This window comes from Phaeobacter gallaeciensis DSM 26640, assembly GCF_000511385.1.
GTDB lineage: Bacteria > Pseudomonadota > Alphaproteobacteria > Rhodobacterales > Rhodobacteraceae > Phaeobacter > Phaeobacter gallaeciensis.
Genome location: NC_023137.1, coordinates 3,519,828 through 3,534,195, shown reverse-complemented (window position 1 = coordinate 3,534,195; position 14,368 = coordinate 3,519,828). Strand labels below are relative to the sequence as shown.

16 protein-coding genes and 2 riboswitches are annotated in these 14,368 nt (G+C 61.5%); of the genes, 7 read left to right on the top strand and 9 right to left on the bottom strand.

The features are described from left to right. Positions 1-2: 2 nt before the first annotated feature. The 5 genes from GAL_RS17030 to GAL_RS17010 form a co-directional block, all read right to left on the bottom strand. A complete protein-coding gene (locus tag GAL_RS17030) occupies positions 3-887 on the bottom strand; it encodes a polyprenyl synthetase family protein (protein WP_024098798.1) in 885 nt (294 codons plus the stop codon). Positions 888-890: 3 nt separating this feature from the next. Then, positions 891-1,148 carry an exodeoxyribonuclease VII small subunit gene (locus tag GAL_RS17025; RefSeq protein WP_024098797.1) on the bottom strand — a complete coding sequence of 86 codons (258 nt, stop codon included), beginning with the start codon at positions 1,146-1,148 and terminating at the stop codon, positions 891-893. Further along, entirely contained in the window at positions 1,145-2,071 is a 927-nt protein-coding gene (locus GAL_RS17020; RefSeq protein ID WP_024098796.1) for a histone deacetylase family protein, read from the bottom strand. The genes GAL_RS17025 and GAL_RS17020 overlap by 4 nt, the downstream gene beginning before the upstream one ends. Positions 2,072-2,151: 80 nt before the next feature. Beyond that, positions 2,152-2,853: a response regulator gene (locus GAL_RS17015; RefSeq protein ID WP_024098795.1), complete on the bottom strand. Its 702-nt coding sequence runs from the start codon at positions 2,851-2,853 to the stop codon at positions 2,152-2,154. Next, positions 2,850-3,362 carry a MarR family winged helix-turn-helix transcriptional regulator gene (locus tag GAL_RS17010; RefSeq protein WP_024098794.1) on the bottom strand — a complete coding sequence of 171 codons (513 nt, stop codon included), beginning with the start codon at positions 3,360-3,362 and terminating at the stop codon, positions 2,850-2,852. Before GAL_RS17010 ends, GAL_RS17015 begins: the two co-directional genes overlap by 4 nt. A 158-nt stretch (positions 3,363-3,520) precedes the next feature. Between GAL_RS17010 and GAL_RS17005 the strand changes: the two genes are divergently transcribed. Then, on the top strand, positions 3,521-4,387 hold the full coding sequence (locus GAL_RS17005; protein WP_014876296.1) for a branched-chain amino acid aminotransferase: 867 nt from the start codon (positions 3,521-3,523) through the stop codon (positions 4,385-4,387). Positions 4,388-4,501: 114 nt separating this feature from the next. On the opposite strand, the gene GAL_RS17000 is transcribed toward GAL_RS17005, so the two are convergent. After that, complete coding sequence (locus GAL_RS17000; protein WP_024098793.1) at positions 4,502-4,930, bottom strand: organic hydroperoxide resistance protein; 429 nt, start codon at positions 4,928-4,930, stop codon at positions 4,502-4,504. A 118-nt stretch (positions 4,931-5,048) separates the two neighbouring features. On the opposite strand from GAL_RS17000, the gene GAL_RS16995 reads away from it, so the two are divergent. Further along, positions 5,049-5,495 (top strand): MarR family winged helix-turn-helix transcriptional regulator, encoded by a 447-nt coding sequence (locus GAL_RS16995; RefSeq protein WP_024098792.1) that lies wholly within the window; start codon positions 5,049-5,051, stop codon positions 5,493-5,495. A 19-nt stretch (positions 5,496-5,514) separates the two neighbouring features. On the opposite strand, the gene GAL_RS16990 is transcribed toward GAL_RS16995, so the two are convergent. Beyond that, entirely contained in the window at positions 5,515-6,450 is a 936-nt protein-coding gene (locus tag GAL_RS16990; protein WP_024098791.1) for a DMT family transporter, read from the bottom strand. 117 nt (positions 6,451-6,567) lie between these two features. Between GAL_RS16990 and GAL_RS16985 the strand changes: the two genes are divergently transcribed. After that, positions 6,568-8,070, top strand: a complete 1,503-nt coding sequence (locus GAL_RS16985) for a malonate--CoA ligase (RefSeq protein ID WP_024098790.1) — start codon at positions 6,568-6,570, stop codon at positions 8,068-8,070. A gap of 53 nt (positions 8,071-8,123) precedes the next feature. Here the strand turns inward: GAL_RS16985 and aroC are convergent, their stop codons facing one another. Beyond that, entirely contained in the window at positions 8,124-9,230 is a 1,107-nt protein-coding gene (gene aroC / locus GAL_RS16980; RefSeq protein WP_024098789.1) for a chorismate synthase, read from the bottom strand. A gap of 279 nt (positions 9,231-9,509) precedes the next feature. Next, positions 9,510-9,602, top strand: a riboswitch (TPP riboswitch). Positions 9,603-9,633: 31 nt separating this feature from the next. Between aroC and thiB the strand changes: the two genes are divergently transcribed. From thiB to GAL_RS16965, 3 genes are read left to right on the top strand one after another with little or no spacing between them, the layout of a single operon-like run. Next, positions 9,634-10,611 carry a thiamine ABC transporter substrate binding subunit gene (thiB, locus tag GAL_RS16975; protein WP_024098788.1) on the top strand — a complete coding sequence of 326 codons (978 nt, stop codon included), beginning with the start codon at positions 9,634-9,636 and terminating at the stop codon, positions 10,609-10,611. Beyond that, positions 10,587-12,143: a thiamine/thiamine pyrophosphate ABC transporter permease ThiP gene (locus GAL_RS16970; protein ID WP_024098787.1), complete on the top strand. Its 1,557-nt coding sequence runs from the start codon at positions 10,587-10,589 to the stop codon at positions 12,141-12,143. Before thiB ends, GAL_RS16970 begins: the two co-directional genes overlap by 25 nt. Continuing rightward, the gene (locus GAL_RS16965; protein ID WP_024098786.1) at positions 12,130-12,822 is read left to right on the top strand and encodes a thiamine ABC transporter ATP-binding protein; all 693 of its coding nucleotides are present in this window, start codon (positions 12,130-12,132) and stop codon (positions 12,820-12,822) included. The genes GAL_RS16970 and GAL_RS16965 overlap by 14 nt, the downstream gene beginning before the upstream one ends. A 19-nt stretch (positions 12,823-12,841) precedes the next feature. On the opposite strand, the gene GAL_RS16960 is transcribed toward GAL_RS16965, so the two are convergent. After that, positions 12,842-13,279, bottom strand: a complete 438-nt coding sequence (locus GAL_RS16960; protein ID WP_024098785.1) for a 6,7-dimethyl-8-ribityllumazine synthase — start codon at positions 13,277-13,279, stop codon at positions 12,842-12,844. A gap of 80 nt (positions 13,280-13,359) precedes the next feature. After that, a riboswitch (FMN riboswitch) is annotated at positions 13,360-13,509 on the bottom strand. A 135-nt stretch (positions 13,510-13,644) separates the two neighbouring features. On the opposite strand from GAL_RS16960, the gene GAL_RS16955 reads away from it, so the two are divergent. Further along, entirely contained in the window at positions 13,645-14,247 is a 603-nt protein-coding gene (locus GAL_RS16955; protein WP_024098784.1) for a glutathione S-transferase, read from the top strand. Positions 14,248-14,368: the final 121 nt, after the last annotated feature.

Genomic DNA, 14,368 nt, shown 5'->3' with positions numbered 1-14,368 from the left:
GCTCAGCTATCGCGCGAGATAACGAAGCGCGCGGCATCCTTCAAGGTTTCGGCGGCATCGCCATAGGGGCTCAGCGCATCACAGGCCTGTTCCATCAGGGCGTTGGCGCGATCCTTCGCCGCTTCCAGTCCTAGGAGCGACACAAAGGTGGCTTTGCCTGCATCCGCATCCTTGCGGACCGCCTTGCCAACTTTGGCGGCGTCGCCTTCCACGTCCAAAATGTCATCGGCGATCTGAAAAGCAAGGCCCAATGCCTCGGCATAGCGTCGCAGCGGGGCCTCATCCGCGCCGGCCATGACCGCGCCTGCGGTGGCGGACCAGGAAATCAGACAACCGGTCTTGCGGTTCTGCAACCGGGTGATCTGCTCCAGATCCAGCGGGGTGGTGGCGGTTTCTGCAGCGATATCCAGCATCTGCCCGGAGACCATCCCATCCTTGCCAGAGGCTTGCGCCAGACCACGGATCAGCGCCAGCGCATGGGGGCTGATTTTGGGATCGGCAAGCAGCTCAAACGCAAATGTCTGCAGGCTGTCGCCCGCCAGCACGGCCATCGCCTCGTCCCATTTCTTATGAACGGTGGGCTGGCCCCGGCGCAGATCGTCATCATCCATGCAGGGCAAATCATCATGCACCAGCGAATAGGCGTGAATACATTCGATCGCCAGTGCCGCCTCTAGCGCGGCCTCCTCAGCGACGTCATGCAGGCGGGCACTCTCCAGAACTAGAAATCCGCGCAGCATCTTGCCACCGGTGACGGCATAGCGCATGGCGGCATGGAGCGTATCACCACCGCCGAGCCGCGCATCCATATGCGCTGTGATCCGGGTCTGCGCATCCTTCAACGCCTGCGCAAAGGGGCGGGCCTCTACGTCTGCTGTGGCCACCATGGGTCAGTCAGCATCCAGCGGTGCGGTGCCGGTCGGCGTACCCTTGGCATCCAGCGTGATCGCCGCCACTTTTTCCTCAGCCCGCTTCAGCTCATCCTCGCAGCGTTTCTTCAGCTTGGCCCCACGGTCATACAGCGCGATGGAGGCATCCAGCGCCACATCGCCACGTTCCAGCTGGTCCACCACGGTTTCAAGCGCGCGCATTGCCTGCTCAAAGCTCAGCTCTTCAACGGGGGTCTCGGGGGTGCTGGTATCGGTCATGTGCCTGCCTCTATTAATTCTTCCACATGGGCTTTGGCCGCTGCGGCCAGCGCGTTCAGATCATATCCCCCCTCCAAAGTCGAGACGATACGACCACCGCACAGCTCTGCTGCCAATGCGCAGAGTTCACGGGTCAACCAGCGGAAATCCCCGGTGCTCCACATCAGTTCTGCCAAGGGGTCGTCCTGATGGGCGTCAAACCCAGCCGAGACTATGATCAGCTCCGGTTTGAAGGCCCGCAACCGGGGGAAGGCCTGATCGACATACGCCGCTTTCATCTGCACGCCGCCCGATCCTGGCGGCAATGGCAGGTTCAGGATCTGGCCGCGGGCGCCATCTTCCTCCGGTCGGCCTGATCCGGGCCAAAGCGGCATCTGCTGGCTGGAGATGAACAGCGCGCGCGGCTCATCCCACAACAGATCCTGCGTGCCATTGCCGTGATGCACATCGAAATCCACCACGGCCACACGGGCCAGACCGTGGTGATCCAGGGCATGTTTGGCCGCCAGCGCGGCATTGCCAAACAGGCAAAACCCCATGGCTGTGTCGGTTTCGGCGTGATGTCCGGGCGGGCGCACGGCGGCAAAGGCATTCTGGACCTCGCCGCTGACAACCAGATCCACCGCGCGCACCGCCGCACCCGCTGCGCGAAACGCCGCATCGAGCGACCCCGGTGACAGAAAGGTATCCCCATCAATCTGGCCAAACCCCTCCTGCGGAAGGGCCCGACGCAGGTCGGCCAGATAGCTCGCGGGGTGGATGCGCAGGATATCATCCTCTGCCGCCATCGGTGCGGTCACCCGGCGCAGCTCCAGTCCTTCAAGGGCGTGCAGCACATGTTCCAGCCGCGCGACCCTCTCGGGGTGCCCGTCAGGCGTCACATGGGTCAGACAGTCAGCATGGGTGATCAAGGCAGTCGTCATGAGGCGTCCCCGTTTCTTCTGGCCACAAATATCCCCGCCGGAGGCTTAAAATACCGCGCAGCGGTTCCCGGCCCTGAGGCTTAGTCCGGTGCCAGCATATAGCCCGCACCGCGCACCGTCTGCAGATATTGCGGCTGTTTCGGATTGGGTTCGATCTTGCGCCGCAGGCGGGTGATCTGCACATCCACCGCCCGTTCCTGCGCCTGCCCTCGATCGCGTCCCAGATCCTCGACCAGTTTGGTGCGGCTCACCGGCTCGCCCGGACAGGCGGAAAAGATCTTCATCAGCTGGTTTTCGGTGCCGGTCAGGCGGATCAGCTCCTCGCCCTGCCACATCTCGCCGCGTTCAATGTCATAGCGGATTGGTCCCAGATGCAGCACCTTGGGGGCGGCGTCGCTGGCAGCCGGCTCCGGCATCCGCCGCAGGATCGCGTTGATCCGCAACAGCAGCTCCTTGGGTTCAAACGGCTTTGCCAGATAATCATCCGCGCCCGCTTCCAGCCCCTCGATACGGTCTTCGGTCTCTCCCTTCGCCGTCAAAAGCAGGATCGGTGTGGCGATGGTTTCGCGCAGCGACCGGGTGAGAGAGATCCCATCCTCGCCGGGCATCATCACATCCAGCACAATGAGATCGAAATCCAGCCCCGACAGCACCCGCCGGGCATGGGCCGCATCGCGTGCAGCGGTGACCAGAAATCCGGCCCGCATCAGGAATTTCTTCAGCAGACCGCGAATGCGTTCATCATCATCGACAATCAGCAGATGGGAATCGAACTGGGTCATGTGCCACTCTCCCGCAGCTTGGCATAAGCGCGGCGCATATCGGCATCCATCATCGCCTCCAACACCCGTTTGAAACCCTGAACCGCTTCCGGTCCGGCGTCTTTATACGCGGTGCGCATCCTTGCGCGCTGGGCATCTGACAGGGTGGCCTCCAGTGCCCGTCCCTTATCGGTCAGGAACAGATGCCGTTCCCGTTTGTCGGTGACGCCAACCCGGCTCTCAACCAGACCATCGCCGATCAGCGCGCGGAGCACGCGATTGAGCGACTGTTTGGTCACCCCGAGGATGGACAGCAGGTTGTTTACTGTCGTGCCTGGTGCGCGATTGATGAAGTGAATGGCCCGGTGATGTGCCCGGCCATAGGCCATCTCCGCCAGGATCCGATCCGGGTCTGCGGTAAATCCGCGATAGGCAAAGAACATCGCCTCGATGCCCTGCCGCAACTGCTCATCCGTCAGAAACAGCAGGCTTTCGCCGCCAAATCCCTGCCCCGGTCGCCCTTCTGCCATGGGTCTCTCCCTGTTGTGCTGGGGTCATTTTAAGTCAGCGTTGTTGACATTCCAAGTCCGAAGATGTATCGAATCGCAGGTTTAGCGCAATATTATGTCCGAACCGGTCATATGTGGCGCAACTTATGAAAATTCGGCGAGACATTAGGAGGTGCGCCATGGCTGGGTATGATGATCGGGACGGTTTGATCTGGATGGATGGTGAGATGGTCAACTGGCGCGATGCCAAGGTCCACATCCTCAGCCATGCCATGCATTACGCCTCCTCCGTCTTTGAGGGCGAGCGGGCTTACAACGGCAAAATCTTCAAAAGCCGCGAACATTCCGAGCGGTTGATCGCTTCGGCAGAGGCGCTGGATATGCCAATGCCCTACACCGTCGATCAGATCGAAGCTGCGAAGGAAGAAACCCTGAAGGCTTCGGGTTTGCAGGATGCCTATGTGCGTGCGGTTGTATGGCGTGGTTCGGGCGAGGATATGGGTGTCGCATCGGCGAAAAACCCGGTGCGCATGGCCATCGCGGTCTGGGGCTGGGGCGCCTATTATGGCGACGCCAAGATGCAGGGCGCCAAGCTGGACATCGCAGAGTGGAAACGCCCAAGCCCGGAAACCATCCCGGTGCACGCCAAGGCGGCGGGTCTCTACATGATCTGCACCATCTCCAAGCACAAGGCTGAGGCCAAGGGCTGCTCTGATGCGCTGTTCATGGATTACCGTGGCTACGTGGCCGAGGCGACCGGCGCCAATATCTTCTTCGTGAAGGATGGCGAGGTTCATACGCCGAAACCCGACTGTTTCCTGAACGGAATCACCCGTCAGACAGTCATCGGCATGCTGAAGGATCGCGGCATCACCGTGCATGAGCGTCACATCATGCCGGAAGAGCTTGACGGGTTTGAGCAATGCTGGCTGACCGGCACCGCGGCAGAGGTCACCCCCGTGGGCCAGATCGGCCCGCACAGCTTTGAGGTGGGGGAACTGACCCAAGACATCGCCAAGGCTTATGAGGAACTGGTGCGCAGCTGATCATCCAGCCGTTTCAGGTCCAGTTAAAATGCAAAAGCGCGGAGGTGACTCCGCGCTTTTTCCGTATGAGCCCAGCCCCTGCGTGCAGGGACCGGGCGTGCACCCAACCGGGTCTCAGACCAGTTCGGTTGTGACGGTCACATTGCCGCGCACAGCGTTGGAATAGGGACAGATCTTGTGACCGGCCTCGGTCACGGCCTGTGCCTCTTCGGGGGAGAGACCGGGCAGCGCCACCTTCAGCGCAACGGTCAGGCCAAAACCGCCCTCGTCACGCGGGCCGATACCGACCTCGGCGTGGACCGACACATCATTCGGGACCTTGGCCAGAGCGTCGTCCTGTGTGGTGGCAAATTTCATCGCGCCAATATAACAGGCCGCGTAGCCTGCTGCGAACAGCTGCTCCGGGTTGCTGCCATTGCCGCCGCCACCCATTTCTTTGGGTGGATCGAGATCAAAGCTGAGGTCGCTGTCGTGAATGCTGGCCTTGCCATCGCGGCCACCGGTTGCAGTGGCGGATGCGGTATAGACTGGGGAGACGCTCATGGCGGGATCCTTTCCTGGGTCACTGTCGAAGTTATTTATGTCGCGTGCGATATAAATGGACTTCCTTGCGCGACGTCAAGTCCTTGCAGATGGATCGTGCGCGATTTAAATTATACCCATGACCAATGCGCCGCCCCCTGACATCCCGGATACGCCTGATCTGCTGTGTTTTGCCATCTATTCGGCAAATCACGCGTTGACCCGGCTTTACCGTCCCTTGCTGGCGCCTCTGGGTCTGACCTATCCGCAATATCTGGTGCTGGTCTCGCTCTATCATGCTGATGGGCAGACCGTCGGCGCATTGGGTCAGCGGCTGGATCTGGAAACCAATACGCTGACGCCCTTGCTGAAACGGATGGAGATGGCAGGTTTTCTTTCCCGGGTTCCCAACCCGGAGGATGACCGCAGCCGACTGATCCAACTCAGCGCAAAGGGCCGGGATCTTGCGGTGCAGGCAGGCGAGATCACCGCCTGCGCAGTAGAAGAAATGGGCGGCGATCTTCAGGATATTCTGGACCTGCGGGACCGGGTCAACGCGCTGCGGGCACGAATGGCGTCCAAATAGAGTCTGCGTTGGCTGCGGCTCACCCTTTGGGATCTGTGACAGACCGCGCCTTGCCACGTTCCAGCCCCAACCGGCTTTCGCGCCAGATCACCAGCACATTGCCGGCAATCACCAGCCCGGCGCCAATCAGCATCACCAGCGTCGGCAGTTCGTTGAACCAGATATAGCCCAGAAGGATGGCAAACAGCATCGAGGAATAGTCGTAGGGGGCCAGCATGGAGGCGGGCGCAAAACGGTAGGAGGATGTGACAAGGATCTGGGCCACGCCGCCGACCAGCCCCGCGCTGATCAAAAGCGCCAGCGTGGTTGGATCAGGCCAGACCCAGCCAAAGGGCAGCGTGCACAGCGACAGGAGCGAGGCCGTGAGCGAAAAATAGAACACGATGGCAGCAGTATGCTCCGTCATCACCATGCGGCGGATGTGGATCTGCACCACCCCCCGCGCCACGGTGGCAATCAGGATCAGGATGGCGCCGATCGTCGCTGCATCACCCAGGTCGCCGCTTCCCAGTCGCGGCCAGAGCATCACCAGAACACCGATCAACCCAATGGTCACGGCACTGATGCGGATCAGGCGGATCCGTTCGCCGAGCAAAACCGCCGCAAGAATGAGTGTGAAAATCGGTGTGGCATAACCAATTGCCGTGACCTCGGGCAGAGGTAGCATTCCCAGCCCCATGAAGGTCATGCCCATGGCGGTGGTTCCCAATATGCCGCGCAGGAAATGCTTGCCCGGATGTGAGGTGCGCAATCCGCGCCCCAGTTCTTCTCGCATGGACAGCCAGACGAGAATCACCGGAATGGCAAAGAAAGACCGGAAGAACACCGCTTCGCCAGCTGGCACCACATCAGAGGTCGCCTTGATAATCGCCGACAGCCCGGTGAACAGGGCAATGGCGGCCAGTTTCAGCGCGATGGCGCGGCCCGGTTGATGCGATGTTAAGGATTTGACCATGCCCAGACCCTGCGCCGCCGCGTCGGAAAGTGCAACGGGTTGATTTTCCCGCCCGGCTTTGTCCAAGGTCACGCAACGCCGCAATCACCTATTGCCCAGCTGCAAGGAGCTCTCCGAATGTATAACGCGAATCCGCTGATCTGCCACCTGCGTGCGGCGTCCCTGGGGCGCGAGGATGCGCTGTTCGCCACCCGTCCCGGAGCGGATCTGGTCAGCTATGGCGATCTGTTTGCGGGCGCGGAGCGTATGGCGGCCGCACTTGTTTCACGTGGAGTTGCGCCGGGGGATCGTGTGGCTGCGCAAGTGGATAAATCCCTGGCAGCAATTCAACTCTACCTGGGAACTGTGATGGCGGGGGCGGTGTTTTTGCCACTGAACCCCGCCTATACCGATGCTGAGGTTGCCTACTTCATCGGGGATGCCACACCGTCCGTCTTTGTCTGTGATCCGTCGCGGCTCGACAGGCTTCAGGTGGTTGCAGGCGCGGCACAACTGCTGACGCTGGATGCGGCGGAGCAGGGCAGTCTAGGGGATTTGGCGGCAGCCCAGAGCGGATTTGATCCGGTGGCGCGCGTGCCCTCTGATCTGGCCGCGATCCTTTATACATCCGGCACCACCGGACGCTCCAAAGGAGCGATGCTCAGTCATGAAAATCTCTATTCCAACTCGCTGACCTTGCGGGACTACTGGCAGTTCACGGCGAAGGATGTGCTGATCCATGCGCTGCCAATCTTTCATACGCATGGGCTGTTTGTGGCGACCAACGTGGCGCTTTTGTCGGGTGCACAGGTGGTGCTGCTGCCCGGTTTCGATGCGGATGCGATTCTGGCCGCGATGCCAAATGCCACGGCGCTGATGGGGGTGCCGACCTTCTACACGCGGCTCTTGTCGGACGCACGGCTGACCCCCGATCTGGCGGCCAATATGCGGCTGTTCATTTCTGGGTCCGCGCCGCTTCTGGTGGAGACCCACGAGCAATGGCAGGCCCGCACCGGTCACCGTATTCTGGAACGCTACGGGATGACGGAAACCAATATGAGCACGTCCAATCCTTATGATGGCGAGCGGATCGCTGGCACCGTGGGCTTGGCGCTGCCGGGGGTGGAGGCGCGGGTGACGCTGGACAATGCGGAGATCCCGCTGGGTGAAATCGGCGTGCTGGAAGTGCGTGGCCCGAATGTGTTTCAGGGCTATTGGCAGATGCCCGAGAAAACCGCTGAGGAACTGCGACCGGATGGCTGGTTCATCACCGGTGATCTGGCGAAGATCGACGACAGGGGCTACGTCACCATCGTGGGCCGGGAGAAAGATCTGGTGATCTCCGGCGGCTTCAATGTCTACCCGAAGGAGGTCGAGGCGTTAATCGACGATCTTCCCGGGGTGCTGGAAAGCGCGGTGATCGGCGTGCCGCATCCCGATTTCGGCGAGGCGGTTGTGGCTGTTGTGGTCCCGACTGGGGAGGGCACCGATGCTGCGGCCATCAAGTCCGCATTGTCAGGGCAGCTGGCGAAGTTCAAACAGCCCAAACATATCGCGCTGATGGAGGAACTGCCGCGCAACACCATGGGCAAAGTGCAGAAAAAAGCGCTGCGCGAGACATTCGCCCAGCTGTTTACCTGATTGGAGAGGGTTGCACCGTCGCGCGTCTGACATAGGGCGAGACGGAGGGAGAATCAGCCGCCGATATGGCCCTGGTTCTCACCCACCTGACCGCGATGCAGCAGCAGGTGATCCAGGATCACGCAGGCCATCATCGCCTCTGCCACCGGCACCGCGCGGATGCCGACACAGGGATCATGGCGGCCTTTGGTGATGACCTCGGCAGCGCTGCCATCCTTGCGGATCGACTGGCGCGGCGTCAGGATTGATGACGTGGGTTTGACCGCAAAGCGCACCACAACATCCTGCCCAGTGGAGATGCCACCCAGAATGCCGCCGGAATGGTTTGACGAATAAACCGGCTGGCCATCCTCGCCGAGGAAGATCTCATCAGCGTTTTCAGACCCTTTGAGCAGGGCTGCATTCATGCCTTCGCCAATTTCGACGGCTTTGACAGCGTTGATCGACATCATCGCGGCGGCCAGATCAGTGTCCAATTTGCCATAGATCGGCGCGCCGATGCCTGCGGGCACGCCGCGGGCGACAACCTCAATCACCGCGCCGACGGAATCGTGATCCTTGCGCAGCCCCTGTAGGTAGTCTTCCCAGTCCTGCACCGCAGCAGCATCAGGGATCCAGAAATCATTCTTGTCGATGGCGTCCCAGTCAAAGCGGCTGCGGTCGATTTCCATCTCCCCCATGCGGGTCATGTAACCTTTGATCTCCAGCCCGGGGACCAGTGCCTTGATCGCTTCGCGGGCAACACCGCCCGCTGCCACACGGGCTGCGGTTTCGCGGGCTGAGGAGCGGCCACCGCCACGATAATCGCGATTGCCATATTTCTGAAAATAGGTGATGTCGGCATGGCCGGGGCGGAAGGTCTGGGCGATATCGCCATAGTCCTTGGAACGCTGGTCGGTGTTTTCGATCATCAGCTGGATCGGCGTGCCGGTCGATTTGCCCTCGAACACACCGGACAGGATTTTGACCGCGTCAGGTTCGTTGCGCTGGGTCATATTCTTGTTCTGACCGGGGCGGCGCTTGTCCAGCCACTGCTGCAGCATTTCAGGGTCAATCGCCACATTTGGCGGGCAGCCATCAACCGTCGCACCCAAGGCGGGTCCGTGGCTTTCGCCCCAGGTGGTGACACGGAACAAATGGCCAAAGCTGTTGATCGACATGGGCGCGGTCTCCTTTGCGGGAGTGCTTAGCGGGGGTGGGCGGCTGTCTCAAGGGGTTTCCTGTGTTGCGCAGCCCGTTGGGGGCGCTGCCCCCGCCGCCCCTTGGGCGACTCCCCCGGGATATTTCCGGTCAGAAGATGGGGGTGTTAACCTGACAGAAAGGACAGGCAGACTCCCCCAATGTTTCGCGTGCGAAACAATTGGTCAGCCCTACTGTCGTTCTTTGAGCATAGGCGAGGCGGCTATCGCTTGTCTTTCGCGAGTCTGCCGCTTAGGGTCCGCGCCACCTCGGGGTGCGTCACTGACGCTGAGATCACACCCGTAGAACCTGAACCGGCTAGAACCGGCGGAGGGAAGGTATGGACTGGCTCCACCCTTGCCCCTCGTCGCGATGGAGGATGCCATGAAACATCTTGTACTTGCAGCGGGATTGCTGGGCGCTACGGCGGCCTATGCCGATACGCCTGAATTGATTGTCTATACCTATGACAGCTTCGTCTCCGACTGGGGGCCGGGTCCGGCCGTCGAGAAAGCCTTTGAGGCGACCTGTGGTTGCGATCTGAAGCTGGTCGGCGCAGGCGACGGCGCGGCCCTGCTGGCGCGGGTGAAGCTGGAAGGCGCGCGGTCTGACGCCGATGTCGTGCTGGGGCTGGATACCAATCTGACCGCGGCGGCCAAGGAGACGGGCCTGTTTGCGGAACACTCGGTCAGTGCTGATTACGCACTGCCCTTTGCCTGGGAAGACGCCACTTTCGCGCCTTATGACTGGGGGTATTTCGCCTTTGTGCATAAGGCCGATGCTGTCGCGCCGAAGAACTTTGGCGAACTGGCTGCGAGCGATCTGAAAATCGTCATTCAGGATCCGCGTTCATCTACGCCGGGTCTGGGATTGTTGATGTGGGTGAAGGCCGCTTATGGCGACAAGGCACCTGAGGTCTGGGACGGGTTGGCGGACAACGTGCTGACCGTGACCAAGGGCTGGTCCGAGGCCTATGGTCTGTTCCTGGAGGGCGAAGCCGATATGGTGCTGTCCTACACCACCTCTCCCGCCTATCACCTGATTGCTGAGGAAGATGACAGCAAGGCGGCAGCGGTGTTTGATGAAGGTCACTACATGCAGGTCGAGGTTGCCGGCAAGCTGGCGAACAGCGATCAGCCGGAGCTGGCGGATCAGTTCCTCGCCTTCATGGTCAGTGACGCGTTCCAGTCGGTCATCCCGACCACCAACTGGATGTATCCGGCAGTGACTCCGGCAGAGGGTTTGCCCAAAGGGTTTGAGACCCTGGTGTCGCCAGAAAAATCGCTGCTGCTGAGCGAAGACGAGGCGGCGGCGCTGCGCGATGTGGCGCTGGATGAATGGCTGACCGCGCTCAGCCGTTAAGATCCCGCTGGGGTCTGGGCGTCGCTGCCTCTGTGGCGGCGCTGATCCTTGGGGCGCTGGCCGCAGTGGTCTGGCGTGCGGAGGTAGGGCGTGGGCTTGGCTTTGCTGATTGGGCCGCGATCCGATTCACCTTGGTGCAGGCCGTTTTGTCCGCCCTGTTCAGCGTGGTGCTCGCCGTTCCGGTGGCGCGGGCGCTGGCGCGGCGACGGTTCGTCGGGCGGCGGGTGCTGATTGCGTTGATGGGGGCGCCCTTCATCCTGCCGGTGATTGTGGCAATCCTTGGCATTCTTGCGGTATTTGGCCGGTCGGGCTGGCTGAGTGATCTGCTGGGCCTGTTCGGGTTTGAACCGCTGCAGATCTACGGGTTGCACGGGGTTGTGCTGGCGCATGTGTTTTTCAATCTGCCACTGGCGACTCGGCTGATCCTGCAGGGCTGGCAGGAGATCCCGGCAGAACGGTTTCGCCTGGCGGCGCAGATCAATGCAGATCGCCGAGCAATGTGGCGGCTGCTGGAGGCGCCGATGCTACGGCAGGTGGTGCCCGGTGCGCTGGCGGTGGTGTTTGCGATCTGCCTGTCAAGCTTTGCCGTGGCGCTGACGCTGGGGGGTGGGCCGCGCGCCACCACCATTGAACTGGCAATCTATCAGGCGTTTCGGTTTGACTTTGATCTCGGCCGTGCAGCGATGCTGTCGGGCATTCAGCTTTTGCTGACCGGAGGTGCAGCGCTGGTGGCCCTTCGGGTCGCCACGGGCGAAGGGTTTGGCGCTGGATTGGACCGTCCGGTACGGCGTTGGGACGGGCGGGAGAGCGTCGCACGCATCGCAGACGCTATATGTATCATCGGTGCCGCAGTGTTCTTGTTGCTTCCGCTGAGCGCGATTGTGATTGCTGGGCTGCCGGGATTGGTGTCGATGGGGCCCTCGGTCTGGCTGGCGGCGGGCAATTCGGTGCTGATTGCAGGGGTGAGCACGCTTGTGCTGCTGGCGCTTGCGCTGCCGATGGCGGTGGCCGTGGCGCTGGGCCGAGGTGGGCTGGTGGAACTGTCGGGCCTGTTGGGGCTGGCGGTATCGCCGCTGGTGATTGGCACCGGCCTGTTTATTCTGATCTATCCAGTGGCGGATCCTTTTGCCCTGGCCTTGCCGGTCACAGCGGTGGTGAATGCGTTGATGTCGCTGCCCTTCGCCCTGCGCATTCTGATTCCGCGGGTGCGGGAGGTGCTGGCGCGCTATAGTCGTCTGTCCCTTTCGCTTGATATGCGCGGCGGGGTGTTTCTAAGCCGGGTGCTGCTGCCCCGTCTGCGCCCTCAGATCGGTTTTGCCGCCGGGTTGGCGGCAGCGCTGTCGATGGGCGATCTGGGCGTGATTGCGCTGTTTGCCGATAGCGAAACCGCGACATTGCCCTTGCAGATCTATCGCCTGATGGGGGCGTATCGGATGGAAGCGGCCTCGGGTGGGGCGCTGTTGCTTTTGTGCCTGTCCATGGGGGCGTTTTACATTCTCGACCGGGGAGGTCGGCGTCATGCTGAGACTTGAGAACTGCAGATTGGACAACGGCGGCTTTATCGTGCGTGCGGATCTTGTGATCGAGGCAGGTCACCGGGTGGCGGTGATTGGTCCCTCCGGGGCGGGCAAGACCACGTTGATCGAGGCCATCGCGGGGTTTGTTCCCATCACGGCCGGCACGCTATCCTGGCAGGATCGTGCGCTGACCGGTGTATTGCCGGGGCAGCGGCCGATTGCGATGCTGTTTCAGGATGGAAATCTGTTTCCGCATCTGAGCGTGGCGCAGAACGTGGGGTTGGGGATCCGCCCGAACCTGCGTCTGAGTGTTGAAGAACAGGAAAAGGTGCGCGCGGCGATCATACGGGTTGGCCTTCAGGGTATGGAAGACCGCAAGCCCGCCGCCCTGTCCGGTGGCCAGCAAAGCCGCGTGGCGCTGGGCCGTGTGCTGGTGCAGGGGCGTGATCTTCTGCTGCTGGATGAGCCATTCGCGGCGCTTGGGCCAGCGCTGAAGGCGGAGATGCTGGATCTGGTGGCGGAATTGGCGACAGAGACCGGGGCCACCGTGCTGATGGTCAGTCATGATCCTGCGGATGCGCGCCGGATTGCCGATCAGGTGGTGTTGGTGGCGGATGGCGTGGCCCACCCGCCGATGGCGACGGCGGAATTGCTGGACAATCCGCCGCCTGCGCTGAAGGCCTATCTGGGATAGGCCTTCGCGCCCTGAGGGTTTAGGCGCTCAGTGCCTCCTTGCGGGTTTTGGTGATCATCAGTGCGGCATTGGCTGCCTCGCGCCCCTTGTCGACGAAATGCGCGCGGTAGATCGCGTTGTGATGATCGGTTTCCTGATAGTGGTGCGGCGTCAGGGACACGGACAGGACCGGCACGCCGGTGTCCATACCAGCCTGCATCAGACCGTCCACGACGGCTTGCGCCACAAAATCATGGCGATAGATGCCGCCGTCCACCACAAAGGCCGCGCAGGCGATGGCGTCATATTTGCCGGTCTTAGCCAGTTCTTTGGCCAGAAGTGGCATTTCAAAGGCACCGGGCACATCAAATACGTCGATCTGCTCGGCGGGGATCAGCTCCTGAAAACCCTCCAGCGCACGGTCGACGATATCGGAATGCCAATGCGCCTTGATGAATGCGAAACGGGTGTGTGTCATGATCGATAACTCCTATAGGTTTGACACGTCACCCAAGGCGATCACGAGTGATGAGGGCACACGTTCCCCGTGGCCCCGTCACACGTTCTCTTCCATCCGGACTATGACCGTCGGCTCTGGAGTTGCACCAGATCTGCTGACACTTCCAAAAACCTGGAAGCCGCTCGCGGGCTTGCGGGACTGGCCCGCTTACCGCCGGTGGGGAATTCCGCCCCGCCCTGAGAACAGCGCGACCATGGCCGCAACACAGGTCAAAGGCAAGAAAAAGCGCGCCCGCGGCGCGCGGCAAAGGGGGGTTTTCCTACCGGCCTGCGCAGCTAGAGTGAAACACGACTGGTCAGATTACCATTAAAAGGACATTCGACATGAAACTCTATCACGCGCCGACCTCTCCCTATGTGCGCAAGGTCATGGTGCTGCTGCACGAGACAGATCAGTTGGCAGATGTGGAGCTGCGTCCGGTGGCCACGACACCGATTTCCCCGGCGAGCGATCTGAAGGCGGCCAATCCGCTGGCGAAGATCCCGGCTCTGGAACGGGCGGATGGGGCGACGCTGTATGACAGCCGGGTGATCTGCGCCTATCTGGCCGACCGAGCGGGTGGTGCGCTTTATGAGGGCGGCTGGGACACGCGGGTGCTGGAGGCCACGGCCGATGGGATCATGGAGGCGGCGGTATTGCTGTCCTACGAAAAGCGTCTACGCCCGGCGGATAAACAGTGGCCTGAGTGGATCGAAGGACAGAGCGGCAAGGTGCTGGGTGGTTGTGCGGCGCTGAACACACGCTGGATGGCGCATCTGCATGGCCCGCTACGCATCGGCCAGATCGCGGTGGCCTGTGCGCTGGCCTATGTGGATTTCCGCCACCCGGATATGGGATGGCGCAACGGCAATGAGGCGCTTGCAGAGTGGTTTGCCGCATTCGATTCGCGCCCGTCGATGCAGGCGACACGCCCGCCGGAAAGCTGAGATCTGGCGCAGGCGTACCCCTTGAATTCGGGTGCGCCTGCGCAAATATGTGAGGCTGTTTGCAACAGTTGCACATAATTACTTGCGGATGCGTCCATCTGCGCGCCTATGACCGCTGGAC